We start from the raw sequence: 15,167 nt of genomic DNA, 5'->3' as shown, positions 1-15,167 counted from the left end.
TTCTGTACTGTACATAAAATAATAATAATAATAGACCAGGCGCCTAAAAAAAAAGTGATTGATGAGAGTTTTTTCTTCCGCTCTAGGTCACTACCTAGGTAGGTAGTCTGTCGGGGGTCATCGTTTTTTTCAGGCGCCTGTTGGTTAGTTTATATAGTCTTGATGTTTCGCCGGGGAAATCGGCAGGATTCGGCGTATTTTTTGTTTGAGGTGTGGTATTTTGGGGTCGGGAGAGGAGTATTTTTGATCGACGGAGGGTGATTTTCGAATCGAAATGATGGTTTTCGAGTGGAGTTCGGATGGTTTTGGGGTTTGACTGGGTGGTTTTTTGGAGTGGAAAAGGTGGTTTTCTAGTGGAAGTTTCGTAAAATGAGAGACGGGGACCTTTAGGTCCCTCAGCGGAGGCGGATTGACGGCACAACCGGCGATCTTAGCTGAGGAGGGCTACCCTGTAAGGGTGGCCTCAGCCGACCAAATCTTGGAATTGCGAGAGGGGGAGGAAAATGCAAAGTGCCCGAGCAGAAGAAGAGGGGCAAAGACCGGCAGACACTCTCTCCATCTTACCCTGGGATCAGATATTTCGGCCGGAAATCCCCTCCTCATCACCGCGGATCATCCCTCTCGGCAGCATAGATCGCAGCGATCTCCGCACCGCTCAGAGGAAACGGCACTTCAGAGTATGATGACACGTTGAACGAGGGATTCACATAGACCGCGGAACTTGACGGATCCAGGTACCGCAGACCGGCAGGATTTGTATCATACACAGCAGAAGCCGGATACACGCCGTTCACATAAATTCTGAGCGTCTCTGCCGCAGTTGTCCCGGAATCTCTGACAACTCCCGCTGCATGATACCAGATTCCCGGAACCATCTCCTCTCTTGATCGTACATGATTAAATGATTTAGTTACAGAATCGGTAAGCACTACTTTAAACTCTACTCCAAAAAATCTGGGATCATTGTACTGAAATGCCCACCCCCTGAGTTTCTGTCCAGTCCGATCCCGCCAGTCGTCGTCCTCGCTGCAAACCCGCCGGTAACGAGTGTATCCCTCTTCACCCACGTCATCGCCGAAAGTCCCGGATCCCGCACAGAGATCTTCATCGAATCCGATCCCGACTCGCCGGATGCCGTATTCAAAACATCCAGACGAACCGTATAGGAACCCGCAGAATCATAGACAAAATCCGCCGTCCTTCCGGAGGCAGTCTGCCCGTTCCCGCTCGTCCAGGAAAAAGTCAGATCAGACCCCTCCTCATCAGCGGTGAACGCGATCGTCACCTGATCGGATCCTTGATCCGGAACCACCCAAAGATCAGCCTGACCGGCGATCACTCCCGGAAGAGGTTTTGTCCCTGAAACGCCCGTCTTCACCTGGCTTGTGGCATTTTTACCTTCTATTATCACGGCAGTAAATGCCGCATTCACCTCTCCTTTTCCCTCCCGGGAAAACTGTTTCTCAGCGATCACCACTGACCTTCCCCCGCCCGTATACACAACAGACACCGAACCAAGCGGTTTTGTCATTCCGTACTCCCAGGTCAGTTTCATTCCCGGGCCAAAATCCCGCTCATCCGCCTGAAAATGCGCGGTCTGATCGATACCGTTCACCAAAACGGCATACTCCCCCGCAGAAAGCGTCGCTCCAGAAAAATGGGCGAGAGTAATCACCCCGGTATTTTCCGAGATCATGATCCCTGCCGCCGGCGCCGGATCCTGCATCCCAACCGAAAGGATCCCGACCGCCAAAACGCCGGTCAGCAGAACAGTGAGCGCCAGGATCAAAAGTGCGGCGATCACCGGCGACACGCCGCTTTCCCCTCCTCTGCCGTCTTCAGCCATGATACTATGCGTTTCCTCTCCGCAAATATACTTCTTTGCGAAGGAATATATTCATCATCTAAGGAAATTATATTACTGCAGTAAGCAAATCTATTGTTCATACTATAATAGTGCAGTCAGGCGCTGAAAATAATTTCACGGGAATACGTACTGATGTTCGGCAAAAAAAAGAGGGAAGAGACAAAAGAGGATGAATATGAGACCCTCCCTGAGTATGATTTCGAACGGGACGGGTCTTTAGTCTCTCCCAAACTCCGAAAAACTGACGAAGTTCTCGAAGCCTACTGGATCGAACCCGGTCTCACGCGGGTCACCATCATCCGGACATCCGAGTATGAAAACGTCTACATCGCCCACGAACCCGGGCTGACTCCTTTTGAAGCCGACCTTCTCGAACGTCTTCAGCCGGCTGTCCGTGACCTGCTGATCCTGAAGGATATCGAGATGACCGAGATGAAGGATGTCCTGTATGAATCAATCGACTACCTGCTCGACTCCTATGATCTGCCGATCACCAACGCCACGGTCTATAAACTCAGATATTATCTGAAACGCACGTTTTTCGGCTGGGGAAGGGTCGATATCCTCCGCGGGGATCATGACATCGAGGATATCTCCTGTTCCGGGTATGATCTGCCGGTCTATCTGTATCACCGCAAGTACCGGGACATCAAGACCTCGATCTTCTTCACTGATCCCCGTGAACTCGACAGTCTGGTGGTCCTGTTCGCACAGAAAGCAGGAAAACACATCTCGCTTTCCAACCCGATCGTGGACGCGACCTTGTCCGACGGGTCGCGTATCCAGCTGACCTACAGTACGGTGGTCTCGACCCGCGGTTCTTCGTTTACGATCCGCAAGTTCCGTAATAATCCGTTCTCCCCGATCGATCTGCTGGTCAATAATACATTTACGATTCAGGAAATGGTCTATCTCTGGATGGCGGTCCAGTATAACTACTCGGTTCTGATCGTCGGAGGGACGGCTTCGGGAAAAACCACTACCCTGAACGCTATTTCCCAGTTCATTCCTGCCCTTTCGAAGGTGGTTTCCATCGAGGATACCCGCGAGATCATGCTGGATCATGACAACTGGATCGCGAGTCTGGTGCCGCTTACATCCGGCGCTTCCACTGCTCAGCGGGATATCACCATGTTCGATCTGCTGAAAGCGGCGATGCGGCAGAGACCCGAGTACATCCTGCTTGGTGAGGTCAGAGGTGTCGAGGCGCAGACACTTTTCCAGGCGATGAACTCGGGACACACGACCTACTCCACTCTGCATGGCGGAGACGTGGCGATGGCAATCCGTCGTCTGGAAAACGAGCCCCTCAACGTGCCGAAGGCAACGATCGAGACGCTGGATATCGTTCTTTGTCAGGCAAGTATGTTCCGCAACAAAAAGCAGGTCCGCAGATGTAAGGAGATCACCGAGATCGTGGGTCTGACAGATAAAGGCGAGCTTGAGATCAATACGGTATATCAGTATAATTACGAGAAGGATGCCCCGAGTTTCTCAGGTTCTTCCCGGGTCTATGCTTCTATCGCAGAGAAAACCGGCATGAATATGACGACGATGGGCGAGGATCTGCGCAGAAGGACCGCGATTTTGCAGGCGATGCTTGATCAGGATATCAGGGATTACCGGGATTTTGCCAGGATCGTCTGGCTGTTTCTCTCAAGACCGAAGTATGTTATGGCAAATATTGCGGATCTCACCCAGATCCTGCCCGGAAAATGCAAGCTGCATGAGACGCTTGCCAACCGGCCGGTCAGCAGGGATGAGTATCCGGAGATGGTGGACGGGCCCGCCGAGTCGGACGCTGCGTACGGGCGCGGATCCTCTGTCTCTGACCGCGGGGATGCGTCGGGTCGGGTCTGTTATATTCCTGAACCCTCCGCTAACGCGGACGATTCGGATCTCGAAGTTCCTTCGTCTGCCGCCGCTCCGCTGGCAGTTTCCGGCGAACAGCCTTCGATAGCGGATTCCGCGCCGGTTCTGGAGACCCCTGCGGACCTTTCTCCGGAAGAAGCCGAACCGGCGGCTGAGATGCCTGTGGAGCCATATTCATACGAAGAAGAACCGGAGGCTGAGATCCCTGCGGAGCCATATTCATACGAAGAAGAACCGGAGGCTGAGATCCCTGCGGAGCCAGCTTCATACGAAGAAGAACCGGAGGCCGAGATCCCTGCGGAGCCCTCTCCGGACGAAGTTGAGCCCGAACCCGTGGAGGAACCCTCTTTATACGAGTCAGAGCCGGAGGCTGCGAGTGAGGATTATTTCTTTGACATCCATGCCCCTCTCCATTCAGAAGAGGAGATCTTCGGCCCGTCTGAACCGGAACCCGACCCTCTCTTCGAAGTGGAAGCGGACCGTGAGCTCACCTCGTTTGATCTGTATGCAGATGAACAGACCTCCGGATCCCCTCCGGAAAAGAAGCAGCCGTAGGTCATGAGAAATCCCTTAACGCCATCCCCTGAACGCGTCCGTCAGCTGGAAAAGGAGCTCTTTTCCGCACGCATCGATATCGACGTCAAGGGACTCGTCCGTTATGCCCGTGTATTCGGCTTCATCGCAACTCTTCTCATCATCTTTGCCTTCGTTTTCATCGACCTGTTCTTCTTCCCGGTTGCAAACCTGTTTGCCGATATTGAATATGTCTTCTTCTCCTACCCCCTGACAGTTGGTATCGCCATTCTCGCCAACGTCTCCGTCTACTACGCGATCATCTCCTACCCCAAGCTTGAGATGCGCAGCCGGAAGCGGTTCATCGAAGCATCCATGTATGAAATGGTCTCCTTCATGTATGCCCTTCATCACTGCGGCGCCACGCTCTACGCCTCGCTCCATTCGATCGCCAGATATGCCGATTACTATGGAGATGCCGCAAAAGAGTTCCGTCAGGTCGTCTCGGATATGGAGTTCTGCGGCTACGATCAGTTCACCGCCATCCAGCGGCTCGCCGAGACCACGCCTTCCGACAAACTCCGGTTCTTCCTGACCGAACTGTCGGCAACCTACCGATCGATCGGTAACGCCGAGGTATTTTTGTACGGCAAACTTCGGGAGATGCAAAAAGAGGGAGAGATCGATCAGAGAAGCTACCTCTCCTCGCTTGGCGCTATCGCCGAGATGTATATCACCATGTTCGTGGCAGGCCCCCTTTTTGTCGTGATCGTCATCATGGTCATCGGCCTTATCTCGGGATCGGACCCCATGATCCTCGCTATCGTAGTATATCTTATGCTGCCGATAGGAACCGTGATGTTTCTTCTTCTGCTGGATGCACTCGGCCAGACCTACATCATCAAACGTATCCAGATGCCCATGTCGAACGCTCCTCTCTATCCTCATCTTACGATCACCAAGCCCAAGGAGGATGAGACCCGCCTCTATGAGATGATGGAGAAGTATGACAAACGGCTGAGGTTTCTGGAGTTTTTCCGAAACCCCAGAGCTGCGATCCGCGAGGATCCGGCGAAGGTGTTCGTCTTCAGCGTCCCGGTATCTTTGCTCGTCGGTGTTGTTCTCTACCTCACGACCGTCAATGCCCTTTTCAATCCGTACATGATCTATGAATGGGGTATGGCGGTCGATGATGTGATCATCGTTATGCTTCTGGTGGCCCTCATACCCTATGCATTTAGCTATCGTTCGTATAACCGCAGAATAGACAAGGTCGAAGGCGCCCTTCCCGACTTCTGCCGTCAGCTGAGTTCTCTGGTAAAATACAACATGACGCTGACCCATGCCATCGAACTCACCGCCCAGGAGGGAAAAAGCTACATCCAGGAGGACATCCGTGTGCTCTCCCGCGATCTTGTCTGGGGGGTGAGACTCTCATCCGCCCTGAAACGGTTTGCCGACCGGATGAAAAATCTCTCCGTCGACCGGCTGGTCATTCTTCTCTCCCAGACCGAACACTTCACCAACGATCTCTCGCTCACGATCGATCTGCAGTATCATGAGGCAAAGAACAGGGAGTCGCTGAAACGGGAACGAAAAAGCGATATGGGTGTGTATATCGTCATCGTTTTCATGGCGTTCGCCGTATTCGTATTCGTGCAGATCATCATGTCTGAGGTGTTTTTGAACATCATGACGGAGAATGCCGAGTCCCTCTCCTACTTAAGTTCCAGTTCGGGCTCCTCTTTCCCCGCCCAGCTCTATCAGATGATCATCTACCACTCGATCCTTATTCACGGATTCTGCTCCGGACTTGTGGCCGGAATGATGGGCACCGGTTCGATCAAGGGCGGCGTCCTTTACTCGTGTGTCATGCTTACCCTCGGCTCACTTGCGTTTATGTTCGTCGGCATGGTCATGTAGTGATAAAGTCCGAGTCATAACCATTATGTTCGTATAAAACAATGTAATAGGGTGCTAAAGTGTAGCATGACACACCATGTCATGCCCCCATCTGCAAAGGACTTAACGTTATGTTCTGGAATGAGAAGATGGAAACCCTGTCCGGCCCGGATCTTGAAGAGCTTCAGCTCAAGCGTCTGAAGGAAACGGTTGCACGGACGCAGAATATCGGTTTCTACAATACCCTGTTCAGGGAAGCGGGAATTACCCCGTCTGATATCAGATCGCTTGACGATCTGGCAAAGATCCCGTTCACGAAGAAAGCAGATCTTCGCGGCGGATATCCGTTCGGCTTTTTGGCGGTGCCGATGAACCAGGTCAACCGGATCCATACGACGTCAGGGACGACCGGGAAACCGACGGTCGTGGCCTATACGAAAAACGATCTCAATATGTGGTCGGAACTTATCGCACGGAACCTGACGATGGTCGGGCTTCGCGCCGGCGATATTTTTCAGAATGCATCGAACTACTCTCTTTTCACCGGCGGCCTCGGGATCCATATGGGGGCTGAGAAGATCGGCTGCGCCGTCGTTCCGTCAGGCGTCGGGAATACCAAACGGCAGATCGAGATGATCCAGGACTTCAGGGTACGCGGTCTTCACTGCACGCCGAGTTATGCGATGCATCTGACCGAGGTGGCAGAGGAGATGCATGCGGATCTTGCGTCGCTTGAGATCGGCTGTTTCGGAGCGGAAGCCTGGTCGGAGAATATGCGCCGCGATCTGGAGAACCGTCTCGGCATCAAGGCGTATGACAGTTACGGGATGAGCGAACTTTTCGGTCCGGGCGTTGCTTTTGAATGCCCAGAACAGGATGGTCTCCATATCTGGCATGACTGTTATATCGTCGAGATCATCGATCCGAAGACCGGCGAGGTGCTCGGTCCCGAAGAGAAAGGAGAGATGGTCGTAACGCCGATCATGAAGGAGGCCATGCCTCTCTTACGGTATCGGACCGGCGATATCACGATGCTCATGGAGGATGAGTGTCCGTGCGGCCGCGGTCAGAAGATCGCAAGACTTCTCGGCAGAAGCGACGACATGCTGACGGTTCGGGGGATCAACGTGTTCCCGAGTCAGATCGAGCATGTGCTGAAAAATATCCCGGAAGTGGGTGACCAGTTTATGGTCTACATCGACCGGGTGAACCATCTTGATGAGATGATGATCGAGGTGGAGATGAATAAAAATATCTTCTCGGGAGAACTTCAGGATCTCTCGAAGCTGCAGACAAAGATCATGAGGGCTCTGCAGGAGACGCTCACGCTGCGTGCGAAGGTCGATCTCGTGGAGCCGGGGTCTCTCCCCCGCTTCGAAGGGAAAGCAAAGAGAGTCGTTGACCGGAGGGTCATTTAAGTATGCCGTATTATAACGAAAAGATCGAGACGATGCCAAAAGAGGAGCTTGCAAAGCTTCAGTATCAGGAACTGAAAAAACTTGTCACGCGTCTGTATGATTCATCGGTATTCTATCATACAAAGATGGCAGAGTCCGGCGTGAAGCCCGCAGACATCACGTCAATCACAGATATCACCAAGCTGCCGTTCATGAAAAAGACGGATCTCCGTGATAATTATCCGGACGGGCTCGTCTGCGTTCCTCACGACGATCTCGTCAGATATCATGTTTCATCAGGAACGACCGGCAAGCCGACGGTCGTTGCCTACACGCAGAACGATATCGATCTCTGGAGCGAGTGCGTCGCCCGCTCTCTTGTTTCGTGCGGGATCGGCAAAAAGGATGTTTTGCAGGTCTGCTATGGATACGGTCTGTTTACCGGCGGTCTCGGTCTGCATTACGGCGGCGAGAAGGTCGGTGCGACGGTGATCCCGGCATCTACCGGAAACTCCGAGCGGCAGATAGAGTTAATCCAGGATCTGAAAACGACGGCGATAGCCTGTACTCCGTCGTATTTCATCCATCTGATCGATGTCGCCAAAAAAATGGGCGTGGACTTCAGCAAGGATACCCTTCTTCGGACCGCCGTTCTCGGCGCCGAGCCGTGGACGGATGCGATGCGCCGGTATATCTATGCCGAGTCGGGAGTTACGGCGCACAACATTTTTGGGACGTCTGAGATCTCAGGTCCGATGTTTACGGACTGCAGTGAGCTGAACGGTATGCATATCTGCGGAGATATCGCTTACACCGAGATCATCGATCCAAAGACCGGCGAGCAGCTCCCTCCGGGTGAGAAGGGAGAACTGACGATCACGGTCCTGAAAAAGGAGGCGATCCCGATGATCCGGTACCGGATCGGAGATATCACGTCGATCCTTGAAGGAGATTGTGCATGCGGCAGAACGTCGCCGCGGATCGACCGTCTGCAGGGCAGGGTCGATGATATGCTGATCATCCGCGGGATCAATGTGTTCCCGTCTGCGATCGAGCATGCTCTCCTGAAAAACCCGTATCTGACAAGCCATTTCATGATCGAGGTGTTCAGGACCGGCCCTCTTGACGATATGCTCGTAAAGGTAGAATTAAAGCCTGATGCGATGACAGATAGTATTAACGGTCTCATGGAGATGCAGATGCGTACCGAGCGCGCTCTTCGGGATGCACTGAATGTCTCTGCCAAGATCGAGCTCTGTCCGCCGAACTCCCTCCCGCGTTTTGAGGGTAAAGCAAAACGTGTAATCGATCATCGGGTGATCTAAATGACGGAAAAATACATCATCAAACAGTTGTCGATATTTTCAGAGAATAAGGCCGGGAAGCTTGCCGCGATCGCGAAGATTTTTCTTGACACCGGCGTATCCATCCAGGCATTCAACATAGCCGAAGCAAATAACTTCGGGGTCGTCCGGGCGATCGTAGATAAACCGGAGATCGCGTTCAATGAGTTTGCGAAGCAGAATTATGCTTTGCAGTATACGGATGTTCTCGCGATCAAAATGAAGGATGTGCCGGGCGGCCTGTATGAAGTTGCAAATCTTCTGGGCGGTCTTAATATTAACATCGAGTATGCGTATGCGTTCCGTTCGGGCGAGTACGGCGCGTTGATCGTGAAAGTGACAAATCCGCGGGAAGCGGCATTAAAAATCGTGGAAGCCGGCATCGAACTGCTTCCGGCGAAAGATTACAACTTCTGATATCTGAAACTTTTTTTCTTTTTTTATAGGAGTTACGCGGTGTTGATATGGCTCCAGTTCTGGAAGGAGTTTGTTGGGTGTGGAAGCATGAGAAAAACAAACCGCGAATAAGCCCAAATGAGCTTTTGCTCATTTGAGGCGGCACGCAAGCCTTCGGCTTGCACGCCTCCGCGAATTAACGCGAATCGCATTTTTCTTGCGCCGTCGTGCTCTGCTCCGGCTGATCGCCTACGCAGGAATCGCACGCCGTCTGGAAAAATACTGGGGAAAAACCGGCGTGCCGGTTTTTCTCTCCGTAACCTTCTCATTTTGTGTAATCGAAAAAATAATGAAACAACAGAAAAACCCGCACGCGGGTTTTTCCGATAGCATTTTTCAAGAGAGGGTGCGATTCCTGCGTAGGCGAAGCCCAAATGGGCAAAGCCCATTTGAGGCGGCACGCAAATCTTCGATTTGCACGCATCAGCCGAAGCAGAGCACCCGAACGTAAGGAAAATGCGATTCGCGTTAATTCGCGGAGATTCGCGGTTAAATATTCTTTTGTGTCTACACTAATCCCGTGAACGAAATCGACGTACATCTCAAAGGACCTCAGTTGTTTTTCCGGTTGAGATCACACTGCGTAAGTCCTACTGAAAAAAGAATGATGAGGTCTATCCTTTCCGCACCGCGTCGCGGTTTTTCCGGTAGGCCTTCTCTTTTGGATCAAGCTTCATTGCCCGTTCGAATGCAGAGACGGCGTCTTCTTTCCGGTTCAGATATGCACTGGCCGCGCCTTTCAGGCTCCAGCTTTCGGCATCGTTTGGGTCGAGCAGAAGGACTTTTTCTATTGATGCAAGACCCTCTTCATATTCTTTGGTTCTTATCAGGATATTTGCCAGCAGTTTCTGCAGGCGGCAGTCATCCGGCATGGCTGAGAGCCCGGCTCTAAGGGTATCTTTTGCCTTTTCCGCATCGCCGAGCGCGGCCTGTGCATGGGCTTTGTGGAGAATTGCAAGCGAACATCCCGGATCGATCGCGAGCGCCTGTTCTGCTGTCTGTAAGGCTTCCCCGGGATCATCCGCAAAGATGAGGTAACCTGCTTTGTTTGCAAGCAGGGTCGGGGAGTGGGGTGAGATCACGAGAGCCCCCGAAATTGCTGAGACCGCCTCGGAATATTTTCCGGATTCGGCAAGAAGCCTGGCACGCTCTGCGGGAAACCGGTGATCGCTTGGAAACAGTTTTCCGGCCGTGATGTGCGTTGCCAGTGCTTCTTTTCTTTCGCCGGTTTTCTCAAAGAGAAGGGCGAGATTGTACCAGACATCGGAGACGCCCGGCCGGAGTTTGACCGACTCCTGATAACAGAAGATCGCGCCTTTCTCATCGCCGCGTGCCATCAGCCCGGCCGCCTCCTTGCACCAGAGAACCGGGTCCGAAGGGTTTGCCACTCGCGGTTTTCTGCTCATTTTTTCTCCCACCTGAGAAGCTGCGAGAGACTGCCAAGCGTCCCCCCTCGTCTGATCTCTTCCCTGATCCTGACTTCTGTTTTCTGGACCTCGACGGAACGCCGTGCGACCTCATATGCCCGTTCCCTTGGAATAACAACGACCCCGGACTGATCCCCGATCAGCCAGTCGCCCGGCCTCACGGTCTGATCGCAGCAGGAGATCTCGGCGTTGATCTCGCCGAATCCTTTCGGTTCGCCTGCATTCGGCTGGATCGCCGTCGCATAGACCGGTATATCAAGGGTGATGATATCATCCCAGTCGCGTACGGCGCCGTCGATGATGATCCCTGCGACCCCTTTGTTCTCGGCCGAGCGCGTGGCAAGTTCGCCCCACGGCGCGATATCGGTTCGTTTGTCATTGCTGATAACGAGAACATCCCCCGGCCGGCAGGCATCGATCGCCTGGACCGGTTTTGACCAGTCGCCGCCGAACGTTTGTACGGTGACCGCTTTTCCGATCATCTTCTTCGGGACATGCTGAACAGAAAGGCCGCTCATCGCTCCTTTCCGGTAAAGGGCGTCCGTCACGTTCGGGGCGGAGACCTGTTCGAGAAGTTCGCGGATCATATCATCCAGACTGATTTTTACCGAGGTCCCTTCCGTCGGCCGGTCGATCGCATCCCGCACATTTCGGGCAGCTTTGGTGACGTCGGCCGCTTTGATGATCGAGCCTCCGACGATCACGATGTCGGCGCCGCGTGCCGCGGCTTTGGATGCGGATTCAGCATTCAGTCCGCCGGCAACGGCTATTTTCACCGGCAGATCGCCGAGTTTATCCAGAAGGTCCAGCGGATCCTTCCCTTCCATCTGCTGATCGATCCCCACATGGGCATTGATGATCTGGACCCCGAGACCGGCGAGTTCCCGTGCACGCGTGACCACGTCAGAGACATTCATCATATCCGCCATGATCTCAACACCGTACAGGGCGGCTCCGCGAAGTGCGTCCGTTATCACCGCGTTATCGGTATTCGCGAGAACGCAGACGATATTTGCTCCGGCTTTTGCCGCCATCTCGACCTCCAGACCGCCGGTGTCGGATGTTTTCAGATCGGCGACGAGTGTTGTGGTCGGAAACTGCGCCCGGAGTGCGCGAACTGCCTGCATACCCTCGCTTTTGACAAGGGGGGTGCCTATTTCTATCCAGTCGGCACCTCCGAGAAGTGCCTCTTCTGCGATTTTTTGTGCCCGGGTAAGCTCGGTTACGTCAAGAGCTACCTGGAGGATAGGGCTTTGCATAGAGAATAGTTTGGCAGGAGAAGGGGATAAGGCTGGCGGGTGAGCAAAAGATACGCTGAGGTCTGCATTGAGGTTCACAGAATCGTTATTTCTTTGCGGATGTCCGGCTTGTTTTATCTCTGTTTGGAAAAAAGAAGGGAGTTTTGTGATTGGATCACAGAATATTACTAAAGATTTTCTCTATTAATGGTGCCTCTTTTCGAGAAGGAAACACCGTGCATTGGCAGTTTCGGGAGAACATGATCCATGTGCTGTTAACAGATTTGAAAGTAATGATCCCAAAGGTCTCTCACAGATTTCTTCATAAAGTTCCGCCATATCGGCATTATATGACGGGCGTTCCGGATAGTGATAAGGGATATGGGTATCCCTCGTAAAACTGCTCCGCTTTAATTCGGCGATTACGGTTGTCATTTTTTCTTACGTCCCAGTGTCATTAAGCCCCTGAGTCCTGAGTTCAGAGACAATAAGTAATATATGTGTCATTATATTTAAATTATTCTTTTTTGAAAAAGTATGTTATATTTATACTTTATTATTATTGGGTATTTATTCAGAAAATAACCGGTCTCCGGGGTTGGAATCTCTGATCGAATACCCGGGCAGTACTGCGCGTTTCGATCATCCTGCACATATCTTCTCTCTTCTGAATAATCTCCGAAAATCCCCTGATAACTCATACTCATCTCACAAAAGGGTCCCTGACATACAGTTATGAATACCAAAAACATACTATAAAACGTACTTGAGGATATGACACCGCAAATCTATTCTGACGCCCAACTTGTCATCAACGGAAAAATCTACAATCCCGAAGAGAATTGTTACGGAGACGGCTGGAGCTGGGAGGCGGGGTCTCGTGTTCTTTCACTTTATTCATATCACGGAACTGGGATCGACTGTTTTGGGGATATCTCTATCATTGCCTCGGGTGCAGAAAATACCATAGTTGGGAAACACCGCCCGGGGATACGTGTGCGAAACGGCGATCTGAGTATTTCGGGTGAAGGATCGCTCATCCTTGCCGAAAGTGAAACAGGCATCTGCGTTGATGCGGGAACATTATCCATAACGTCTGTGCATGTGGGCATTTCCGGCGTGGCAGCCGGTATCCGTGTGCACAAAGGACTGCTGATCACCGGTTCGGCCGTCAGTATCCGATCTCAGGATACCGGTATAACATCAGGATCAGGTGCCGGCATTTCTATAGAAGCCTCCTCCCTTCAGCTTAGTGCGGATAATATCGGCATAGAATGTGCTGGGCATCTTCTGCTGGACGGAGGGACCCATCTGATCGAGACCCCGGGCGGGATAGGGATCCAGGTATGCGGGGGTCCGTGCAGCCTCAAAAACTGTTTTCTGAGGGTAGCTTCCCGGAAAACCGGGATCATCGTTGAAAGAGGCGATCTGCAGATATCTTCAGCCACCGCGGAGATCAGTGCGGGAACCGGAATTTCGGCCGGCGGCTCCCTGATTGGAACAGATCTGCATCTCGTCATCAACGGGGAAGAAACGGGTCTTCTCGTCAAAGGGGATCTTTGCCGCCTCTCAGGCGGGAGTTGTGCGGTTATGGGAAATGCGGCGCTGACTTTTTCAAAAGACGCTGTTTTCACGCAGATGCATGTCACCATCGAAGCGGAAGAGACCGGGATCCTTACCGGCGGCAGCTGTGTTTTGGAAAACAGCTGTGTTTCCGTCATCAGCGGAAAAGAGGCGGGGGTCCGTATCGGAACGGATCTGCTCTTTTCCGGCATGAGTCTGGAGATCCGTGGCCGAAGCGGCCTTGTTGTCAACGGAGATCTTGAGGTCACGAACGGAAATTTGACCTCGATCAATGAAGGTACCGGGATAGATGTAAAGGGAACTTTTACACAGAGATCCGGGATGATCTGCGGGACGGGAATGGCCGGAGACGGGATACGCGCTGCGAAAAAAATGACGATCCTTGGTGGAAAGATAGATGCGGCCGGATATCTGACCGGTCTTACCGCGCTCGGCGATCTTACGCTTGCGTCCGGTTTGCTGACTGCGTCTGGAAAAACCGGTCTGCAGGCAGCCGGATCCTTTGAAGAACTGGGAGGATATCTTACCGTATTCGGTGACGAGTTTGGTCTGCATCTTTCCGGCAGTACCGCGACCTTTGGCGATGCGGTCGTTGATATTGCCGGCGACATCGGATTGTATGTCGGGAATGCCGTCAACATTTCCGGCGGGGCGGTCCAGATATCCGGGCAGTATGCGGGCATTTTTTCCCGCGGCGGCGATTTCCTGATCCACAGCGGAACGCACGATATTTCTGCGGATACCTACGGCATACTGCTTACCTCCGGTTCGGTCTATGCAAAGGGTGGCTCCCTCCAGATCAGAACAACTGACATCGATGAGAACTCCTGCGGGATCTCTCTTGGAGGCGGCGATCTCATCGTTTCCGGGACCCGTATGGATATTTCCGGAGGAGTGTACGGGGTTCGGGGCGAACAAAGTACTGTTTCGGTGATGAAGGGGGATCTTGATGCTGAAGGGAGTGTCTGCGGGGTTGCGGTAAAACGTCTTTCCTTCACGGGCGGGGCATTTACCGCATACGGCAAAAAAGCAGCCATCTGTCTGGAAGATCCCGCATCCGTCTGTGAAAAAGATACCATTACCGTTTGTGGAAAATCCAGGGTAAGCGCCGAAATGGGGCCATATACAGATCAGAAGTATGTCCATCTGTATCCGAAGCATTTTGCCAGACTCACGACCCCGGCAACGGTCGAAAGTCTGGATGAGATCGTTTTGTGGGTGGATGCTGCACTTCGTCCAAACGGCGTTGCCGAACCCTTCATCTCCAAGATGACGCTCGTGATCGAAGAGCTGTTTGTCAACATCGTGAACTATGCCTATCCGAATGGATCGGGCTCTGTGCTCTTAACGATGCATATCGGCCCCTGTCTGAAACTGATCCTTTCCGACACCGGGGTTCCGTTTAATCCACTGGAGTTTTCAGAGCCGGATGTTACGCTGCCGATCGATGATCGAAACGTCGGCGGTTTGGGTATATTCCTGTCCAAAAAACTGACGGACAGGATCACATATGAACGAGTGAACGGAACGAACGTCCTGACCGTTTACAAAAAACTCTACAACTAGTG

11 protein-coding genes are annotated in these 15,167 nt (G+C 52.6%); 6 read left to right on the top strand and 5 right to left on the bottom strand.

What is annotated here, in order from left to right; all coding sequences use genetic code 11:
- Positions 1-602: 602 nt before the first annotated feature.
- Positions 603-875 (bottom strand): hypothetical protein, encoded by a 273-nt coding sequence (locus EYA77_RS06245; RefSeq protein ID WP_167816200.1) that lies wholly within the window; start codon positions 873-875, stop codon positions 603-605.
- A gap of 65 nt (positions 876-940) precedes the next feature.
- Positions 941-1,846 (bottom strand): PKD domain-containing protein, encoded by a 906-nt coding sequence (locus EYA77_RS06240; RefSeq protein ID WP_167816218.1) that lies wholly within the window; start codon positions 1,844-1,846, stop codon positions 941-943.
- A gap of 153 nt (positions 1,847-1,999) precedes the next feature.
- On the opposite strand from EYA77_RS06240, the gene EYA77_RS06235 reads away from it, so the two are divergent.
- The 5 genes from EYA77_RS06235 (at position 2,000) to EYA77_RS06215 (ending at position 9,311) form a co-directional block, all read left to right on the top strand.
- The gene (locus tag EYA77_RS06235) at positions 2,000-4,294 is read left to right on the top strand and encodes a type II/IV secretion system ATPase subunit (RefSeq protein ID WP_167816217.1); all 2,295 of its coding nucleotides are present in this window, start codon (positions 2,000-2,002) and stop codon (positions 4,292-4,294) included.
- 3 nt (positions 4,295-4,297) lie between these two features.
- Positions 4,298-6,175, top strand: coding sequence for a type II secretion system F family protein (locus tag EYA77_RS06230; RefSeq protein ID WP_167816216.1), 1,878 nt, complete (start codon positions 4,298-4,300; stop codon positions 6,173-6,175).
- 110 nt (positions 6,176-6,285) lie between these two features.
- Positions 6,286-7,572 carry a phenylacetate--CoA ligase family protein gene (locus EYA77_RS06225; RefSeq protein ID WP_167816215.1) on the top strand — a complete coding sequence of 429 codons (1,287 nt, stop codon included), beginning with the start codon at positions 6,286-6,288 and terminating at the stop codon, positions 7,570-7,572.
- Between the two features lie 2 nt (positions 7,573-7,574).
- The gene (locus EYA77_RS06220; RefSeq protein ID WP_167816214.1) at positions 7,575-8,876 is read left to right on the top strand and encodes a phenylacetate--CoA ligase family protein; all 1,302 of its coding nucleotides are present in this window, start codon (positions 7,575-7,577) and stop codon (positions 8,874-8,876) included.
- Complete coding sequence (locus EYA77_RS06215; protein WP_042698355.1) at positions 8,877-9,311, top strand: ACT domain-containing protein; 435 nt, start codon at positions 8,877-8,879, stop codon at positions 9,309-9,311.
- A gap of 32 nt (positions 9,312-9,343) precedes the next feature.
- Here EYA77_RS06215 and EYA77_RS06210 read toward each other — a convergent pair whose 3' ends face one another.
- From EYA77_RS06210 to EYA77_RS06200, 3 genes are all read right to left on the bottom strand, one after another.
- Entirely contained in the window at positions 9,344-9,739 is a 396-nt protein-coding gene (locus EYA77_RS06210) for a hypothetical protein (RefSeq protein WP_167816213.1), read from the bottom strand.
- 225 nt (positions 9,740-9,964) lie between these two features.
- The gene (locus EYA77_RS06205; protein WP_167816212.1) at positions 9,965-10,756 is read right to left on the bottom strand and encodes a lipopolysaccharide assembly protein LapB; all 792 of its coding nucleotides are present in this window, start codon (positions 10,754-10,756) and stop codon (positions 9,965-9,967) included.
- Positions 10,753-12,036, bottom strand: coding sequence for an orotidine 5'-phosphate decarboxylase / HUMPS family protein (locus tag EYA77_RS06200; RefSeq protein ID WP_167816211.1), 1,284 nt, complete (start codon positions 12,034-12,036; stop codon positions 10,753-10,755). Before EYA77_RS06200 ends, EYA77_RS06205 begins: the two co-directional genes overlap by 4 nt.
- Before the next feature lie 753 nt (positions 12,037-12,789).
- Here EYA77_RS06200 and EYA77_RS06195 point away from each other — a divergent pair.
- Positions 12,790-15,165 (top strand): ATP-binding protein, encoded by a 2,376-nt coding sequence (locus EYA77_RS06195; protein WP_167816210.1) that lies wholly within the window; start codon positions 12,790-12,792, stop codon positions 15,163-15,165.
- The last annotated feature ends 2 nt before the right edge of the window (positions 15,166-15,167 follow it).

It is taken from the genome of Methanocorpusculum sp. GPch4 (assembly GCF_012062385.1).
GTDB classification, from domain to species: Archaea; Halobacteriota; Methanomicrobia; order Methanomicrobiales; family Methanocorpusculaceae; genus Methanocorpusculum; species Methanocorpusculum parvum.
The sequence above is the reverse complement of the archived record's forward strand: the minus strand, read 5'-3'. Positions and strand labels throughout refer to the sequence as shown.